13 protein-coding genes, 2 tRNA genes and 1 pseudogene are annotated in these 13807 nt (G+C 39.5%); 8 read left to right on the top strand and 8 right to left on the bottom strand.

All coding sequences use genetic code 11. The features are described from left to right. The first annotated feature begins 23 nt into the window (after window positions 1–23). Together LU276_RS00820 and LU276_RS00815 are read left to right on the top strand one after the other, a co-directional pair. Window positions 24–1421 (top strand): hypothetical protein, encoded by a 1398-nt coding sequence (locus LU276_RS00820; protein ID WP_284673816.1) that lies wholly within the window; start codon window positions 24–26, stop codon window positions 1419–1421. Further along, window positions 1421–3706 carry an SNF2-related protein gene (locus LU276_RS00815; protein ID WP_284673815.1) on the top strand — a complete coding sequence of 762 codons (2286 nt, stop codon included), beginning with the start codon at window positions 1421–1423 and terminating at the stop codon, window positions 3704–3706. The genes LU276_RS00820 and LU276_RS00815 overlap by 1 nt, the downstream gene beginning before the upstream one ends. A gap of 346 nt (window positions 3707–4052) precedes the next feature. On the opposite strand, the pseudogene LU276_RS00810 reads toward LU276_RS00815, so the two are convergent. Further along, window positions 4053–5313 (bottom strand): annotated as a pseudogene (locus LU276_RS00810) (Arm DNA-binding domain-containing protein). A gap of 11 nt (window positions 5314–5324) precedes the next feature. Further along, window positions 5325–5540, bottom strand: coding sequence for a hypothetical protein (locus tag LU276_RS00805; protein ID WP_284673814.1), 216 nt, complete (start codon window positions 5538–5540; stop codon window positions 5325–5327). A gap of 123 nt (window positions 5541–5663) precedes the next feature. On the opposite strand from LU276_RS00805, the gene LU276_RS00800 reads away from it, so the two are divergent. Next, complete coding sequence (locus LU276_RS00800; protein WP_046699028.1) at window positions 5664–5879, top strand: helix-turn-helix domain-containing protein; 216 nt, start codon at window positions 5664–5666, stop codon at window positions 5877–5879. Window positions 5880–6093: 214 nt separating this feature from the next. On the opposite strand, the gene LU276_RS00795 is transcribed toward LU276_RS00800, so the two are convergent. Both LU276_RS00795 and LU276_RS00790 read right to left on the bottom strand, forming a co-directional pair. Further along, a tRNA-Gly gene (locus LU276_RS00795) sits at window positions 6094–6169 on the bottom strand. A 20-nt stretch (window positions 6170–6189) separates the two neighbouring features. After that, window positions 6190–6265: transfer RNA gene (locus LU276_RS00790), tRNA-Gly, on the bottom strand. Window positions 6266–6572: 307 nt separating this feature from the next. Between LU276_RS00790 and pgsA the strand changes: the two genes are divergently transcribed. Beyond that, a complete protein-coding gene (gene pgsA / locus LU276_RS00785; protein WP_284673813.1) occupies window positions 6573–7220 on the top strand; it encodes a CDP-diacylglycerol--glycerol-3-phosphate 3-phosphatidyltransferase in 648 nt (215 codons plus the stop codon). A gap of 82 nt (window positions 7221–7302) precedes the next feature. Here pgsA and pnuC read toward each other — a convergent pair whose 3' ends face one another. Both pnuC and nadR read right to left on the bottom strand, forming a co-directional pair. Then, the gene (gene pnuC, locus LU276_RS00780; RefSeq protein WP_284673812.1) at window positions 7303–8034 is read right to left on the bottom strand and encodes a nicotinamide riboside transporter PnuC; all 732 of its coding nucleotides are present in this window, start codon (window positions 8032–8034) and stop codon (window positions 7303–7305) included. A 9-nt stretch (window positions 8035–8043) separates the two neighbouring features. Continuing rightward, the gene (nadR, locus tag LU276_RS00775; RefSeq protein WP_284673811.1) at window positions 8044–8940 is read right to left on the bottom strand and encodes a multifunctional transcriptional regulator/nicotinamide-nucleotide adenylyltransferase/ribosylnicotinamide kinase NadR; all 897 of its coding nucleotides are present in this window, start codon (window positions 8938–8940) and stop codon (window positions 8044–8046) included. Window positions 8941–9081: 141 nt separating this feature from the next. On the opposite strand from nadR, the gene LU276_RS00770 reads away from it, so the two are divergent. Further along, window positions 9082–9339 (top strand): PspC domain-containing protein, encoded by a 258-nt coding sequence (locus LU276_RS00770; RefSeq protein WP_284673810.1) that lies wholly within the window; start codon window positions 9082–9084, stop codon window positions 9337–9339. A gap of 68 nt (window positions 9340–9407) precedes the next feature. Here the strand turns inward: LU276_RS00770 and LU276_RS00765 are convergent, their stop codons facing one another. Both LU276_RS00765 and LU276_RS00760 read right to left on the bottom strand, forming a co-directional pair. After that, window positions 9408–9773: a hypothetical protein gene (locus LU276_RS00765; RefSeq protein WP_284673809.1), complete on the bottom strand. Its 366-nt coding sequence runs from the start codon at window positions 9771–9773 to the stop codon at window positions 9408–9410. Window positions 9774–9775: 2 nt separating this feature from the next. Further along, complete coding sequence (locus LU276_RS00760) at window positions 9776–10048, bottom strand: hypothetical protein (protein WP_284673808.1); 273 nt, start codon at window positions 10046–10048, stop codon at window positions 9776–9778. Between the two features lie 499 nt (window positions 10049–10547). On the opposite strand from LU276_RS00760, the gene glyQ reads away from it, so the two are divergent. From glyQ to glyS, 3 genes are all read left to right on the top strand, one after another. Beyond that, on the top strand, window positions 10548–11480 hold the full coding sequence (gene glyQ / locus LU276_RS00755) for a glycine--tRNA ligase subunit alpha (protein WP_284673807.1): 933 nt from the start codon (window positions 10548–10550) through the stop codon (window positions 11478–11480). 19 nt (window positions 11481–11499) lie between these two features. Continuing rightward, complete coding sequence (locus LU276_RS00750; RefSeq protein WP_284673806.1) at window positions 11500–11643, top strand: hypothetical protein; 144 nt, start codon at window positions 11500–11502, stop codon at window positions 11641–11643. Between the two features lie 73 nt (window positions 11644–11716). Further along, window positions 11717–13795, top strand: a complete 2079-nt coding sequence (gene glyS / locus LU276_RS00745; protein ID WP_284673805.1) for a glycine--tRNA ligase subunit beta — start codon at window positions 11717–11719, stop codon at window positions 13793–13795. The last annotated feature ends 12 nt before the right edge of the window (window positions 13796–13807 follow it).

Here is a 13807-nt window from a genome sequence, read left to right as displayed (position 1 = left end):
CTCACCTTTTTTGGGCGATTTATATGCAGACTTTCCGTGATTATTTATCCTATGAAGGCATAGATACCAGCGAAGTGATTACCATTTTTTTTGATACCAAGCCCAATTTGCCCAAAGATATTGCCCTAAAAACTTTGCAATTGGACGAAGCCTATAAAGGCAATCGTGAAAAAAGTTTTAAACGCCGTGAAACGGTAACGCTATTTGAAATTCCCCAAAAATACGCCAATATCAAAATGCCTGTGGCGGTTTTGGATTTGTACCCGAAAATAGAGGCCATTACCAGTCGTGATAATGCCTTGAAAATCACCGAAAGCCAAAAACAAAAAGGGCATTTAAATGCGTTTATTTTTGATTTTGTGAATTGGGATAAAGTTTATTTGGCATTATTAAACCACAAAATGTGGCAATCGTTTAATAATCTTAAATTGGACAAAGCCAAATTAAAGGATTTTGCCAAAAAAACCGACTGGTATAAATTGTATGTTCCCCAAAGTGAATTACAAATACAAAGTTTTGCCGACATTCAAAAACAAGAGAAAATCCTTTTGGATTTGCTGTTGATTTATGTGGAAGCCTTTTATAAAAAACTCAAAGGGGCATATGAAGGGCAATTTTATCAAATGCAAGAAATTGGCAATCATCATAAAGCCTTATTGGAAAATTATGTGTTTGAAATACGCCCCAATGAAGATGATGGTGTGCCAAATTACCAAACCAAACTTAATGAATTAAAAAATTGGGTAGAAAGTGGAGATTTGGCAAAAGTAATGGGCTTTGAGAAGGACGGTAAGGATGGTAATGTACACGCCATTTGTTTTGATAGGCATTTGTTTTATCCAATCATCAGTCTTGCCGATAAAGACAATGTGCCATTTTCATTAAAACCTTTGCTAATGCAAGAAAAAAGTGAACGAAAATTTGTGCAAGATCTGCAAAATGCTTGCAATACAGGCAAATTACAACAGTGGATAGGCGATAAAGAGCTGTATCTGCTTCGTAATGCGTCTAATAAAGCCAAAGGCTTGGGATTTGCACTGGCAGGCGATTTTTATCCTGATTTTTTATTGTGGCTGGTGGATAAAAACAGCAATGAACAATGGCTTAGCTTTATTGACCCCAAAGGCATACGCCAGTTGTCATTTGATGACCCTAAATTTATGTTGTTTGATGAATTAAAGAAATTTTCAGGCAGCCTAAATTTGGATAAATTGACTTTAAATAGTTTTATTTTATCCATTACCCCAAGCACCGATACAGCAGAAACAGGAGCATTAAATCATTTTGGTAAAACTTATCAAGACTTTGCTGATAAACATATTTTGTTTATGGAAAATATCAATGGCATAGATTATTTACAGCATTTATTCAATGCCATTTTGGACGATAGTTATTTGAATACAGTTACTTGGGAAACATAATGAACATTACGCCACACCAAGCCAAATATTTTGCCAATGCCATTTTATGTCAATCTGATACTGGTGTAGAACGCATTAGCCAAGGTTTGTTTAATGCCAAAGTGGATTTAAATCCACATCAGATTGATGCCGCCATTTTTGCCCTGCACAATCCGTTGGACAGAGGCGTTTTATTGGCGGACGAAGTGGGCTTGGGCAAAACCATTGAAGCAGGCTTGGTGCTGTGTCAATTATGGGCAGAATGCAAACGGCGATTGTTGGTCGTTTGCCCTGCTGTATTAAGAAAACAATGGCAAAATGAATTGGCAAATAAATTTGGTTTGCCCAGCATTATTTTGGATAAGCCGATATTAAAATCGTTTGGCAATGATGTTTTTCAATTCTTGTCTGATAAAGTGGGCAAAGAAATTGTCATTGTTTCTTATCAATATGCCAGTAAATTTGCCGATACTTTGGCAGGGCATTATTTTGATTGTGTGATTATTGACGAAGCTCATAAATTAAGAAATGCCCATCGTTCTAGCAGTAAAATGGGGCAAACCTTAAAAACGGCATTTAATGGGCGTAAGAAATTATTACTCACCGCCACACCGCTACAAAACAGTTTAATGGAATTATATGGTTTATCCACTTTATTGGACGATGAATTATTTGGCGATGAAAAAGGCTTTCGCCGTGAGTTTGTGGGTGGGCAAAACAATGCTGAATTAAAAACACGCCTAAAAACAGTTGTCAAACGCACTTTAAGAAAAGATGTGAGTGAATACATTCGCTATACCAAACGCCACACCATTACCCAAAACTTTTATCCCAATGACGATGAACAACAGCTTTATGAAGCCATTTCTGATTTTATTCGTAAAGAACACAGCATTGCTCTACCAAAACGCCAACGCCATTTGATTGGCTTGATTTTAAGAAAACTTTTGGCATCTAGCCCTTATGCCATTGCCGATACTTTGCAAGTGATTTTAGATAGACTGCTGGCAATTAAAAATCAATTACCGCAAAAAGATTTATTATCACAATTAGATAAAATTGAAGGAGATTTTACTCAAGAATTTGATGAATGGGAAAATGATGATGACAATCAAGATGTTTTTGATGAAACTGATGTTTCTCTTTTAAATCAAGAAATTGCTCAAATTCAATCTTTTATCAAAGCAACCAGTGCATTAAAAAATGACAGTAAAGCCCAATCCTTATTAAACGCTTTAAAAACAGGTTTTGATAAAATGCGTGAATTGGGTGCAAAACAAAAAGCCATTATTTTTACCGAAAGTGTGCGTACACCAGCCTTTTTATTTGAGTTTTTGAGTCATAATGGTTATGACAATAAAATTGTTTGTTTTTCAGGCAGCAATAATGACAAAAATAGTCAGCGAATTTACCAACAATGGAAAAACAATCCAAACAATGAACATAAAATCACAGGTTCAAAAGCAGTAGATGTTAGAAGTGCTTTAATTGATGAATTTGAAAATACCGCCCAAATTATGATTGCCACAGAATCAGCTTCCGAAGGCGTAAATTTACAATTTTGTTCTTTACTAATTAACTATGATTTGCCGTGGAATCCACAAAGGGTGGAACAAAGAATTGGACGGTGTCATCGTTATGGGCAATTATTTGATGTGGTGGTCATCAATTTTTTAAATCAAAGAAATGAAGCCGACCAACGCATTTTGCAATTATTAGATGAAAAATTCAAATTATTTGATGGCGTCTTTGGTGTATCCGATGAAATATTGGGGCGTATAGAAAATGGTATGGATTTTGAAAAACGCATTCATCAAATTTATGAAAATTGCCGTACTTCAGATGAAATCAAAACCGCTTTTGATGAATTGCAAAAAGAGTTAGAAAGCCAAATTCAAGCCAATTTAGAACGAGCTAACAGTCAAATTTTGGATTATTTTGATGAAGATGTGCAAGAAAAACTCAAATTACAATTATCACAAAGCCAAAGTCTGCTTGACAAAACCAGTCGTTATTTTTGGTGGGCAACGCTATTTGCTTTAAATGATAATGCCAATTTTGATACACAAAATCGTCAATTTTATTTACATAGACCGCCACAAGATTTTCAGGCTGGTACTTATATTTTGCAAGCCAAAAATGGGCAGCAAGGCTATGATTATCGCTTAAATCACCCATTGGGCTATTGTTTGCAAGTGTGTCAAAATACCGATACGCCAATTGCTTCTTTGATATTTGATTATGGTAATCATCACAGTAAGCTGTCCATTATTGAGCAACATCAAGGGCAATCAAGTTGGCTTTGAGTGGATAAAGTGGAGTTTTATGGCGAAAAACAAACACATGAAGAAATTGTTTTTACCGCTCAAAATACTCATAATGAATGGCTTGATGATGATTTTTGTCGCAAATTATTGAGTGTTTCAGCAACAATGGGCGAAAGCATTTCTACAATGCCCAGCCATTTGGCTGACAATGCCAAACAAGCCATCTCTGCACTCACCGCACGCCACAGCGAAAGCCAGCGTGTGTTATTAAGTCAAGAAAGCCAAAGGCTGGATAAATGGGCGGAAGATAAAATAAAGGCAAGCGAACAAGAGATTGCCGATATTGATGAGAAAATCAAACAGATCAAACGCGATAAAAATCAAGCTAGAAATTTGGAGGAATTAGCACAAATTCGTGATTATCCCATGTTAAATCGTTGGTATCTGGCTTGGGTAAATTTGCCAAATAAAACGCATCTTTACCATGTTTGCTTTGCATCAACAGCGCATGAAAGGCGCTGCCATCTTGTCTTGTGGCATTAGGTATGTAGCGACTGTAGACTTTAAAGAGCATCATGGTGTTAACATGACCCATCTGCTTAGCTATCCACTCTGGTGCCTCTCCTGCTGCAAGCCATAGCGTGGCTGCTGTATGACGTGTCTGATAGGTGCTTCTTGCTTGTAGTCTTAAAAAACCTTAAAGTAGGATGCCAGACCCTGCGATTTACATTGCGATAGCTGAGTGGTTCACCATCACGGGTGCAAAACACAAATTCAGACTTATCAAAGGTCACTTTCTTTTGTGCCAAGAGTGCCTCATACACAAATGGAGCCATGTCAATCTCACGAGAGGATTCGGTGGTCTTAGGAGGGCCCATCACACCATTGACCAGCGCCTGTCTGCTTTTGATTTGACGCTTCTCAAAGTCTACATGCTCCCATGTCAATCCATCAATTTCACTGGTTCGCATTCCTGTAAAGAATCGGACGATGTAGTAGTTTTTAAAGTCAGCTCTGATAGCACCAATAAAACGCCATACTTCATCAATACTTAGTGGCGTGATGTCACTTTTTTCAACCTTAAGCTGTCTGATGTCAACGGTAGGATCATTAAAGTTGTAGCGTTTTGACGCTTCTTTTAGTATCATGTACAAAGTTGCCATGATTGAGTTAATTCTGGTAGCTGACAGGGTGTGTTTGGTCGTTTTGTGGGTCACTTTGGCGAGAGAAGCACGAAACGCCAACACATCCGCTCTATCTATTCTTGATATGGCACGCTTATCAAAGACAGGTATTAAATACTTATTGATGATGATTCTAAGCTTTTCTTGATAAGTTGCCCGCCATTCAATACACCTTTCATTAAACCATTGCCAAACAAACTCTCCAAAGAGTGGTACGCCACTTTGTAAGTTTTGTCGTCTTTCACCCAGATCTTCAAAATAGTCAACCTTGTCGCTTTTTGGGAAATACCGCTCATAGCAAAAACTACCAAGTAATATTTCAGCCTCCATTCTCTCTAGAATCTTTGCAAGCTTCTTTCGATTGGCAGGTGTGTCGGTTAGATTGGTTTTTTCTCGGCAGCGGGTGTTCATGTAACGAAAGTCCACAACAAGAAACCCGTAGCGTTCTCTTATACTGGCCATAATGCCTCCTATTACTGTAATGCCATACAAAGTGAAGATTGATTAAAATACTCCGCCATGTCTTTTTCGATTCGCTCCCAGATGTACAGGATTTTACGACCACCAAAGGGACATATGTAATGCACACCTTCAAGCAAAACACTGTCTTTTAATTGGTTGCGAATGGTTCTCTCATCATACTTGATGCGATGGGAAAGCTCTTGAGTTGTGAGGTAGGTTTGTGTCATAATGACTCTCCATTTAAGATAAAGTTTTCATTAGTAATATCTTTATTATCACTAATGATCATATTTTATCTTATAAAATTATCATTTAAAAGTATTTTTTTATCATTTATGGGATTTTTTTTGATGATTAAGCTTAATTTACCAGTTTTATTTGCCCAAAAAGGCATACGAGTAGCCGATGCAGATCGAATGTCAAAATTAGGACGATCTACATTGTATAGAATGTACAACAACGAAGTGACTCGTATAGATTTTGAATCTCTGAATGAGCTTTGCAAGTTGTTAGACTGCACACCGGGAGACATCATTATCTATGAAAAAGATGATGAAAATGAATAAAAAATAGGCGAAATGAAAAATGAGGGTTGGTGTCAATTCAGGCTTTTTAAAAAATATGAAATTTTCACGATGGTCACGTTTTGGTCACGCAAAGCTCTAAGCACGAATCGCCTCTCTTTCCCTGAGTAATTTTTTATAAATAAATTTTTATTATAACCCATTGAATTTAAACAATAAAAAAGCCTAAATCTTTCGATTTAGGCTTTTTAGAATTTGGAGCGGGAAACGAGATTCGAACTCGCGACCCCAACCTTGGCAAGGTTGTGCTCTACCAACTGAGCTATTCCCGCATGAGTTAAGTGTTGCAATTTGGAGCGGGAAACGAGATTCGAACTCGCGACCCCAACCTTGGCAAGGTTGTGCTCTACCAACTGAGCTATTCCCGCAATTTAGTTTAACAAACTATTAAATCTAACAATCATTGTATGGGTGCGTATTATATAGATTTTTATTTTGTTGTCAATATATTTTTTTAAAAATATTTAAATTTTTCAAAAATATTATGGCGATTGCTTAATTGTTTATCTAGCAGTTGAAAAATACCATCAATAAGACGACCCCATCTTACTGATGGCAGTCCAAAAAAATACCAATTTCACCAAAATATACAAATAATTCGCCAAAAATGGCAGAAATTAAGGTATCATAAGCCACCAAAAACAACCGCATAGCCAGTCTAGTAAAGAGAAGTCCATGACCGACCATCGCCAGTCTAAAGACACTATTTTTAACCTGCCAAACAATCTCACCATCGCCCGCATTGTCATGATTCCGCTATTCATTGCCATTGCTTATTGGCCACCTGCACTGGGTATCGGTGTACCTGCCATCACCAATAACGCCATCGCACGGCTTGGTATGCTAGAATATAGCGACAGCATGCTTCGTCATTTTTTATTGACCTTCGTTTTTATTTTGGCAGCGATTACCGATTGGCTTGATGGCTATTTGGCACGCAAGATGAATATTACCTCAGCATTTGGTCGGTTTTTGGACCCCGTGGCAGACAAACTCATGGTGGCAGCCGCCCTTGTTATCTTGGTGCAATGGCACGCCAACATCGTTATGGCAACTTGTGCGATTGTCATCATCTCTCGTGAGATTGCAGTATCTGCACTGCGTGAATGGATGGCAGAGCTTGGAGCAAGAACAAGTGTCGCTGTGTCTTATGTAGGTAAACTAAAAACCACATTCCAAATGATAGCCATCTCAGTACTACTCCTAAATTGGCAAAGCCTAGAACTCATTGGTTATGTACTTATGGTGATTGCAGTCGTGCTAACCTTATGGTCAATGATGATCTATTTAAAGGCGACATGGCCCTATCTCAAACAGCCCTGATACTACCAACTCAAGCCCAAAAATATCAAAAACCCATCTGCTATTTGATGGGTTCTTTATTTTAGTTGCCCATCACAATAACTTAGTCGTACTCACTACGCTGCCAGCCGTATAGACCAACAATGGCGTTAATCTGATAAATCACTGTCTGAATGGCAAAAATAATATTACCCGACATGATATTGACAATCAGCCACACAAAATTCACCAAAATCCACAGCCACCAGTTAAATGAATATCGCAAAATCATCGCCACTTGTGCTGTGATGGACAACACAAAAGCAGCCACATTTATCCAAAAGAAACTGATCACACCCAAAAACCTACTGCCATCATCTTCAACGATGCCATAGCCTTGGGCAACAAGCCACTCATTGATAATCGGAAATAACATCAAGCCTGCAGCGATAAATACCGCCGTGATACTCCAAATGTATTTATTAGAAGACTTTGGCAACATCTCACCATCATCATTGGTGTATGCACACCAGTTAATCATACCGTAAGTGTGCGTAAAAAAGTTAAAAATAGGAGCAAGCATCAGACCAACCGCCCCTGCTGTACCCTGCACCACAACCTCTCCTGCTGTGGCAAGCATACCAAAGCCATTGCCCACGAAATTTTTGCGAAATGATAAACCCAACACGCAAATTAGTCCAACAACAGATACGCCAAGATAAAACCAATCCAAAGTAGTTCGCTCTGTCGTTAGCCAAAAGCCTGCGAACAATGCACACACACCACAGACGAACCAACCAACTATCCAAGCTGTCGCCCATTTGTCCAATAAATTATCTAAAAATTGAATACGCATCTATTACCCTTAATAAGTTTTGTTTTTTAAAATATCATTGATGATTTCTGCCGTTTTTAAATATCTTTGATGGTAATCATCGCTATCAATGACATATAAAGTTCTGTCATAAGTGGCGTATTTATCCAACAACCTTTGGGCAAAAACACTTCGTTGATTACCAAGTCGCCTCATGCCATCAGCAACCCATTTGACATTATTATCCAAATAAATGGTATGGGTTATTTGAAAAGGGTTGTTGTCATCATAAAACTCATCAATAAAGGCATTAACGACAGGGTGGGTTTTGTTTTCATAAACCTCACAAAAAACCTGCGTGGTAATAAAATCGGTATCAATAAGCGTCAAAGCACTTTGGCAGGACTGATAAATAGCAGTGGCATGATTGGTTGCGATGGCAGTATAATCACTGTATTGCAAACCCACTTCTGTTCCACCAAGATGCGTACCTGCATAAAGTCGCCCCATCTCTGGCACAACATCTGCCCCAAAATGCCCTGCTAATTTGCCAATCAGCGTGGTTTTGCCAGAGCTTTCTCCACCAACAATGGCGATTTTGGTGCTATAAAAATAACGACAAGCAGGGGCAAGCGTCTCAAAGTGGATCGTAGTTGGGGTGATATTATCAAAGAGCTGAGGACGGTCAAGGTTTAACACTTGACAAATGGCATCTGTATCAGCATTGGTCAAATTCAGACTTGCTAGTGTGTGAATGTGAATAAAACCCAAACCCTGATAGGATACTTGTAGCCAGCGGGCGGTGTCTTGAGCGGTAACGGTGGCGTGATTGGGAGCTAAAGCAACGATGTGTAAGGCATCAACCTTGCCTGCTAAGTCATTGATGAATTGTAGATGAGATTGGGTCAATGGGGCAAATCGCCCAATAAGAAGTCCATGTGCTGTCATAATATAATGTCATTGGTGAAGTTGGGTATGAATTTTGTAACAATAGGCGAATATACCCCAAATCGGCTTGTAAAGTGTATGGATTAACCGCATTGTATTATACAGACAATTCGCTAATTTAACAAAATAAATAAGGTTTTTATGGCACAATTGATTAAATCGCATCGTTTACATCGTCTGCATCGCTCAAAAAAGAACCGCCTGCTCGCTGGAGTGCTGGGTGGATTGGCAGAGTATCTAGGTTGGAAGCCTACCCATATTCGGCTTTTATTTTGGGCAATCATCATTTTTAGTGCAGGTGTTACTTTGCCAATGGCGACACTTACCTATCTATTGATGTGGCTGGTCATGCCCGAAGCGACTGCCAGCTCCTACGCCATAGAGCATCAGCCTTATTGATGCTTGATCAAATAAAAAAGTTGCCCTATCATAAGGCAACTTTTTTATTGATAATATCATTCCCAAAACTATTCGAGTCTTTTAATTTTCAGCGTCCAAATATGATTGCCAAAAGCACTAAATGCCACCAAAACCGCCATACCAATAGCGAACAAGGCAACAAGAAAAGTATCAGAAATGCTTGTAATCCCCAGCATTCTTAAAATCAGCCTTACCAACAGCGACACACCTGCAAAGTAAGCAAAACTTCGCCAAATTGAAAATTTAGATTCGCAAGTTGGACAGCTAAAAATGGCGTATTTACCAATGCTTAGATGGTAATCACATTGGCTTTGACATTCATGGCACTGATGCTTGGGTGGGTTTAGTAGTAGATTGCTCACAATCATTCCTCCTGCATTGCTTATCTTGACATTAAATTGATTGCGTTTCATGGCTATCTAAATAGACCGTTTTCCATATATTCTATCCTAGGCGGAATTTGGCATCCTGTCCGACATTCTCTACGCCATTCCTTATATTGTTGCTCACTGTCTCTAATCTTTCTCTCTTCTTTTTGCTCATCCCATCTTTCTTTTTGTCGCTCAACGAAATGCTTGCCAACTCCATAGGTAGTATCTACAATTTCATAACCCATACCAAAATGCCTTATTAGCTGTCCAATACCAGCAGCTTGGCTGGGTTCTTGATAACCGACTGCCCCACTCAATCTTTCCTTTGCAAACGCATCATTACCCTCACCGAAAAATCGGTCGTTATAACCTCCAATATTTTGAACGCCACCAATACCAATGGTATGTTATCTGATGCAAATGGGATTGTCAAAGATGAGATGGTAGTACTTGAATTATCGCTCAAGACAGAAGAGTCCGCATAAGATGTATTATAAAACAACATGCCAAATAGAGCGATTGAAACTAAACTTAATGTTTTTTTCATACTTCATCCTTTGATAAAAACATTAGCTTATAACAGCAAATTTTAGTTTGCTAAGCAAACAAGGTTGTATTTGCAGCACCTAAAAAATCCATTTGTCTGTTCAATAATAATACCTACCAATAAAAAAATCAATCAAATTTTTAGAGATTTTCAGCATCATCCAAACAGCCTCATTTACCAAAAAGCGGTTGCTAATTTTACCGCTTTTGTGTACAGTAATAAGTTTTTTAATCAAATTATTTTTTACCAATTATTGGGTACTATTTATCATGACTTTCCAACAAATCATTCTAACTCTTCAAAACTACTGGGCAGAAAAAGGCTGTGTAATCTTACAGCCTTATGATATGGAAATGGGTGCAGGGACTTTTCACACCGCCACCTTTTTGCGTGCATTAACTCCCGAAAAATGGAACGCTGCCTATGTTCAGCCTTCTCGCCGCCCCACCGATGGTCGTTATGGCGAAAATCCCAACCGCCTACAACATTACTATCAGTTTCAAGTCATTCTAAAACCCAATCCTGCCAATATTCAAGAGCTGTATTTAGGTTCGTTAAAGGCTTTGGGGATTGATACCCTTACTCACGATGTGCGTTTTGTAGAAGACAACTGGGAATCACCAACTTTAGGAGCATGGGGGCTAGGCTGGGAAGTGTGGCTAAATGGCATGGAAGTTACCCAGTTTACCTATTTTCAACAGGTGGGTGGCATTGAGTGCTTTCCTGTAACAGGCGAGATTACCTATGGACTTGAACGCCTTGCCATGTACATTCAAGGCGTAGATAGCGTCTATGATTTGGTATGGACAGACGGTGAATTTGGCAAGGTTACTTATGGCGATGTTTTTCATCAAAATGAAGTAGAGCAGTCCACTTATAACTTTGAATATGCCGATGTGGATAAATTGTTTGAACTATTTGATTTTTATGAAAAAGAAGCTGACCGCTTGGTGGGTGTCAACTTACCACTGCCTGCCTATGAGATGGTGTTAAAGGCAAGCCACAGTTTTAACCTGCTTGACGCTCGTGGGGCAATATCGGTTACCGAACGCCAAAGATTTATTCTAAGAGTACGCACACTGGCTCGTAAAGTAGCAGAAAGCTACACGATAGCTCGTGCCAAATTGGGCTTTCCACTTGCCGATGAAGAGCATAGAAAGGAAGCATTGGAGAAGTGGTTGCCAACGGAAAATAACGAATGAATATGTAAAAGGAAAAACGATGAGTACCGCATCCTTTGACAAACAATTTATTGTGCGTGATGAACAAGCGATTGAACAGTTTTTGCATGACTTACAAAATGCCAAGCCAAGACCTATGCCGTCTGTTAGAAAAGAACAACTAAGCGTTGATAAATTTTTGTAAATTTTAGAAAAACGCTTAGCAAATAAATCACAATAAACCCAATTTGTCAGATATAAGTAAAAAAGGTCAAACAATGAACACAATCTTATTTGAACTTGGCTGTGAAGAATTACCGCCAAAATCCCTAAAAAACCTAGAAGCCGCCTTGAAAGCAAGCCTTGAAAAATCGCTTGCAGATACTCAAATTGCCTTTGATGGCATCAAAAGTTATGCTAGTCCACGCCGTTTGGCGGTGCAGATTTTTAATGTAGGGGAGGTTACTCCTGACAAAACCGAAATCAAAAAAGGACCGGCACTCAAATCCGCTTTTAATGAGACAGGCGAGCTAACAAAAGCAGGTCAAGGCTTTTTACAAGGGCTTAATGCAAATGGTCTAAACCTTAGCAAGGATGATTTAATCACCTTATCTGACAAAAAAGGCGAATACATCGGCTACGAGCTGACAGTCAAAGGCGAAAGAATAGATGAGTTATTACCACGCCTTATCCAAAAAGCCTTAGATGATTTACCGATTGCCAAGCGGATGCGAAGCGGTGCTGATAAGCACGAGTTTGTACGACCTGTCAAATGGGTGGTGCTGATGCGTGATGATGTGGTGATTGACGCCACCATTCAAGGGTTAAAAACAGACAACAAAACCTGCGGACACCGCTTTCATGCTCCTGATTTTGTGGAGATTGCTCGTGCTGATGAATACGAAAGCGTACTTGAAGCTGGCTATGTCATCGCTGATTTTGCCAAACGCCAAGACAAGATTAGCAAGCAAGTTGCCCGCCTTGCCGATGAAGTGGGGGCGGATGCCATCGTGCCTAGCGACCTATTGGATGAAGTAACCGCCCTTGTGGATTACCCTGTGGCATTACGAGCGACTTTCCCAGAGCGATTCTTGGCAGTACCGCAAGAGGCTTTGATTAGCACCATGCAAGCTGACCAAAAATATTTTTGCCTAACCAAAGATGGTAAATTACAGCCTTATTTTATCTTTATTAGTAATATTGACAGCAAAGATAAATCTGCGGTAATTTTGGGCAATGAAAAAGTCGTCCGACCACGCTTATCAGATGCTGAGTTTTTCTTTTTGCAAGACCAAAAGCAACCCCTATTTGCATTATCCGACAACCTAAAAACTCGTGTCTTTCAAGAAAAACTTGGCACAATTTGGGAAAAGTGCGAACGCATTGCCAAGCTATCTGCCTTTATCGCCATACAAATCGGTGCTGATGTGGATAATGCTACTCGTGCAGCTCTTTTGTCAAAATGCGATTTGGCAAGCACACTCGTTGGCGAATTTCCAGAATTACAAGGCATTGCAGGCACTTATTACGCTCGCATTAGTGGTGAGCCTAGCGATGTGGCAGATGCGATTGGCGAGCAGTACCTGCCTAAGTTTGCAGGCGATGAGCTGCCAAAAACCAGCATTGGTTTATGCTTAGCACTTGCCGACCGCTTAGATACATTGGTGGGGATTTTTGGCATCAATCAAGCACCAACAGGCTCAAAAGATCCGTTTAGTCTTCGCCGTGCTAGCATCGGCGTGCTTAGAATTTTGATTGAAAAGAAATTACCGCTGAATTTGACCAAATTAATTGAACAAACAATTTTGGGTTATGATGGCAAATTAGATAATGCAACAAAAACCCTGACCGATGTCATGGAGTTTATCCAAGCTCGCTATCGTCCAATGTACGAAGACAAAGGCGTAACGGTGGATACGATTTTGGCGGTGCAGGCGATTAATCCGCATATACCCCTTGATTTTGATGAACGCATTTGGGCGGTAGAGAACTTTAAGAACGAGCCGTCTGCCAAAACTTTGGCACAAAATAACAAGCGAGTGGGCAATATTTTGGCAAAAGCTGATGGTGAGATTAAGGCGGATATTGACGACAGTTTACTATGCGAACCTGCCGAAAAGACATTGTTTATCGCCCTTACCAATGCCCAAAATGCGTGCCAACCCCTATTAGGCAAGGCTGATTACCAAGGTATTTTAAAAACTTTGGTGAGTCTTGATGTGCCACTCACTGAATTTTTTGATACGGTGATGGTCAATGCTGATGATACGGCACTAAAAAACAACCGCCTTGCCTTGTTAAAGCAAGTGCGTGAACTGTTTTTGAGTGTGGCGGATGTGGGTGAGCTTGCCGTCTAATAGCACTCACCA

Source organism: Moraxella haemolytica, from assembly GCF_030177935.1.
GTDB classification, from domain to species: domain Bacteria; phylum Pseudomonadota; class Gammaproteobacteria; order Pseudomonadales; family Moraxellaceae; genus Moraxella; species Moraxella haemolytica.
The sequence above is the reverse complement of the archived record's forward strand: the minus strand, read 5'-3'. Positions and strand labels throughout refer to the sequence as shown.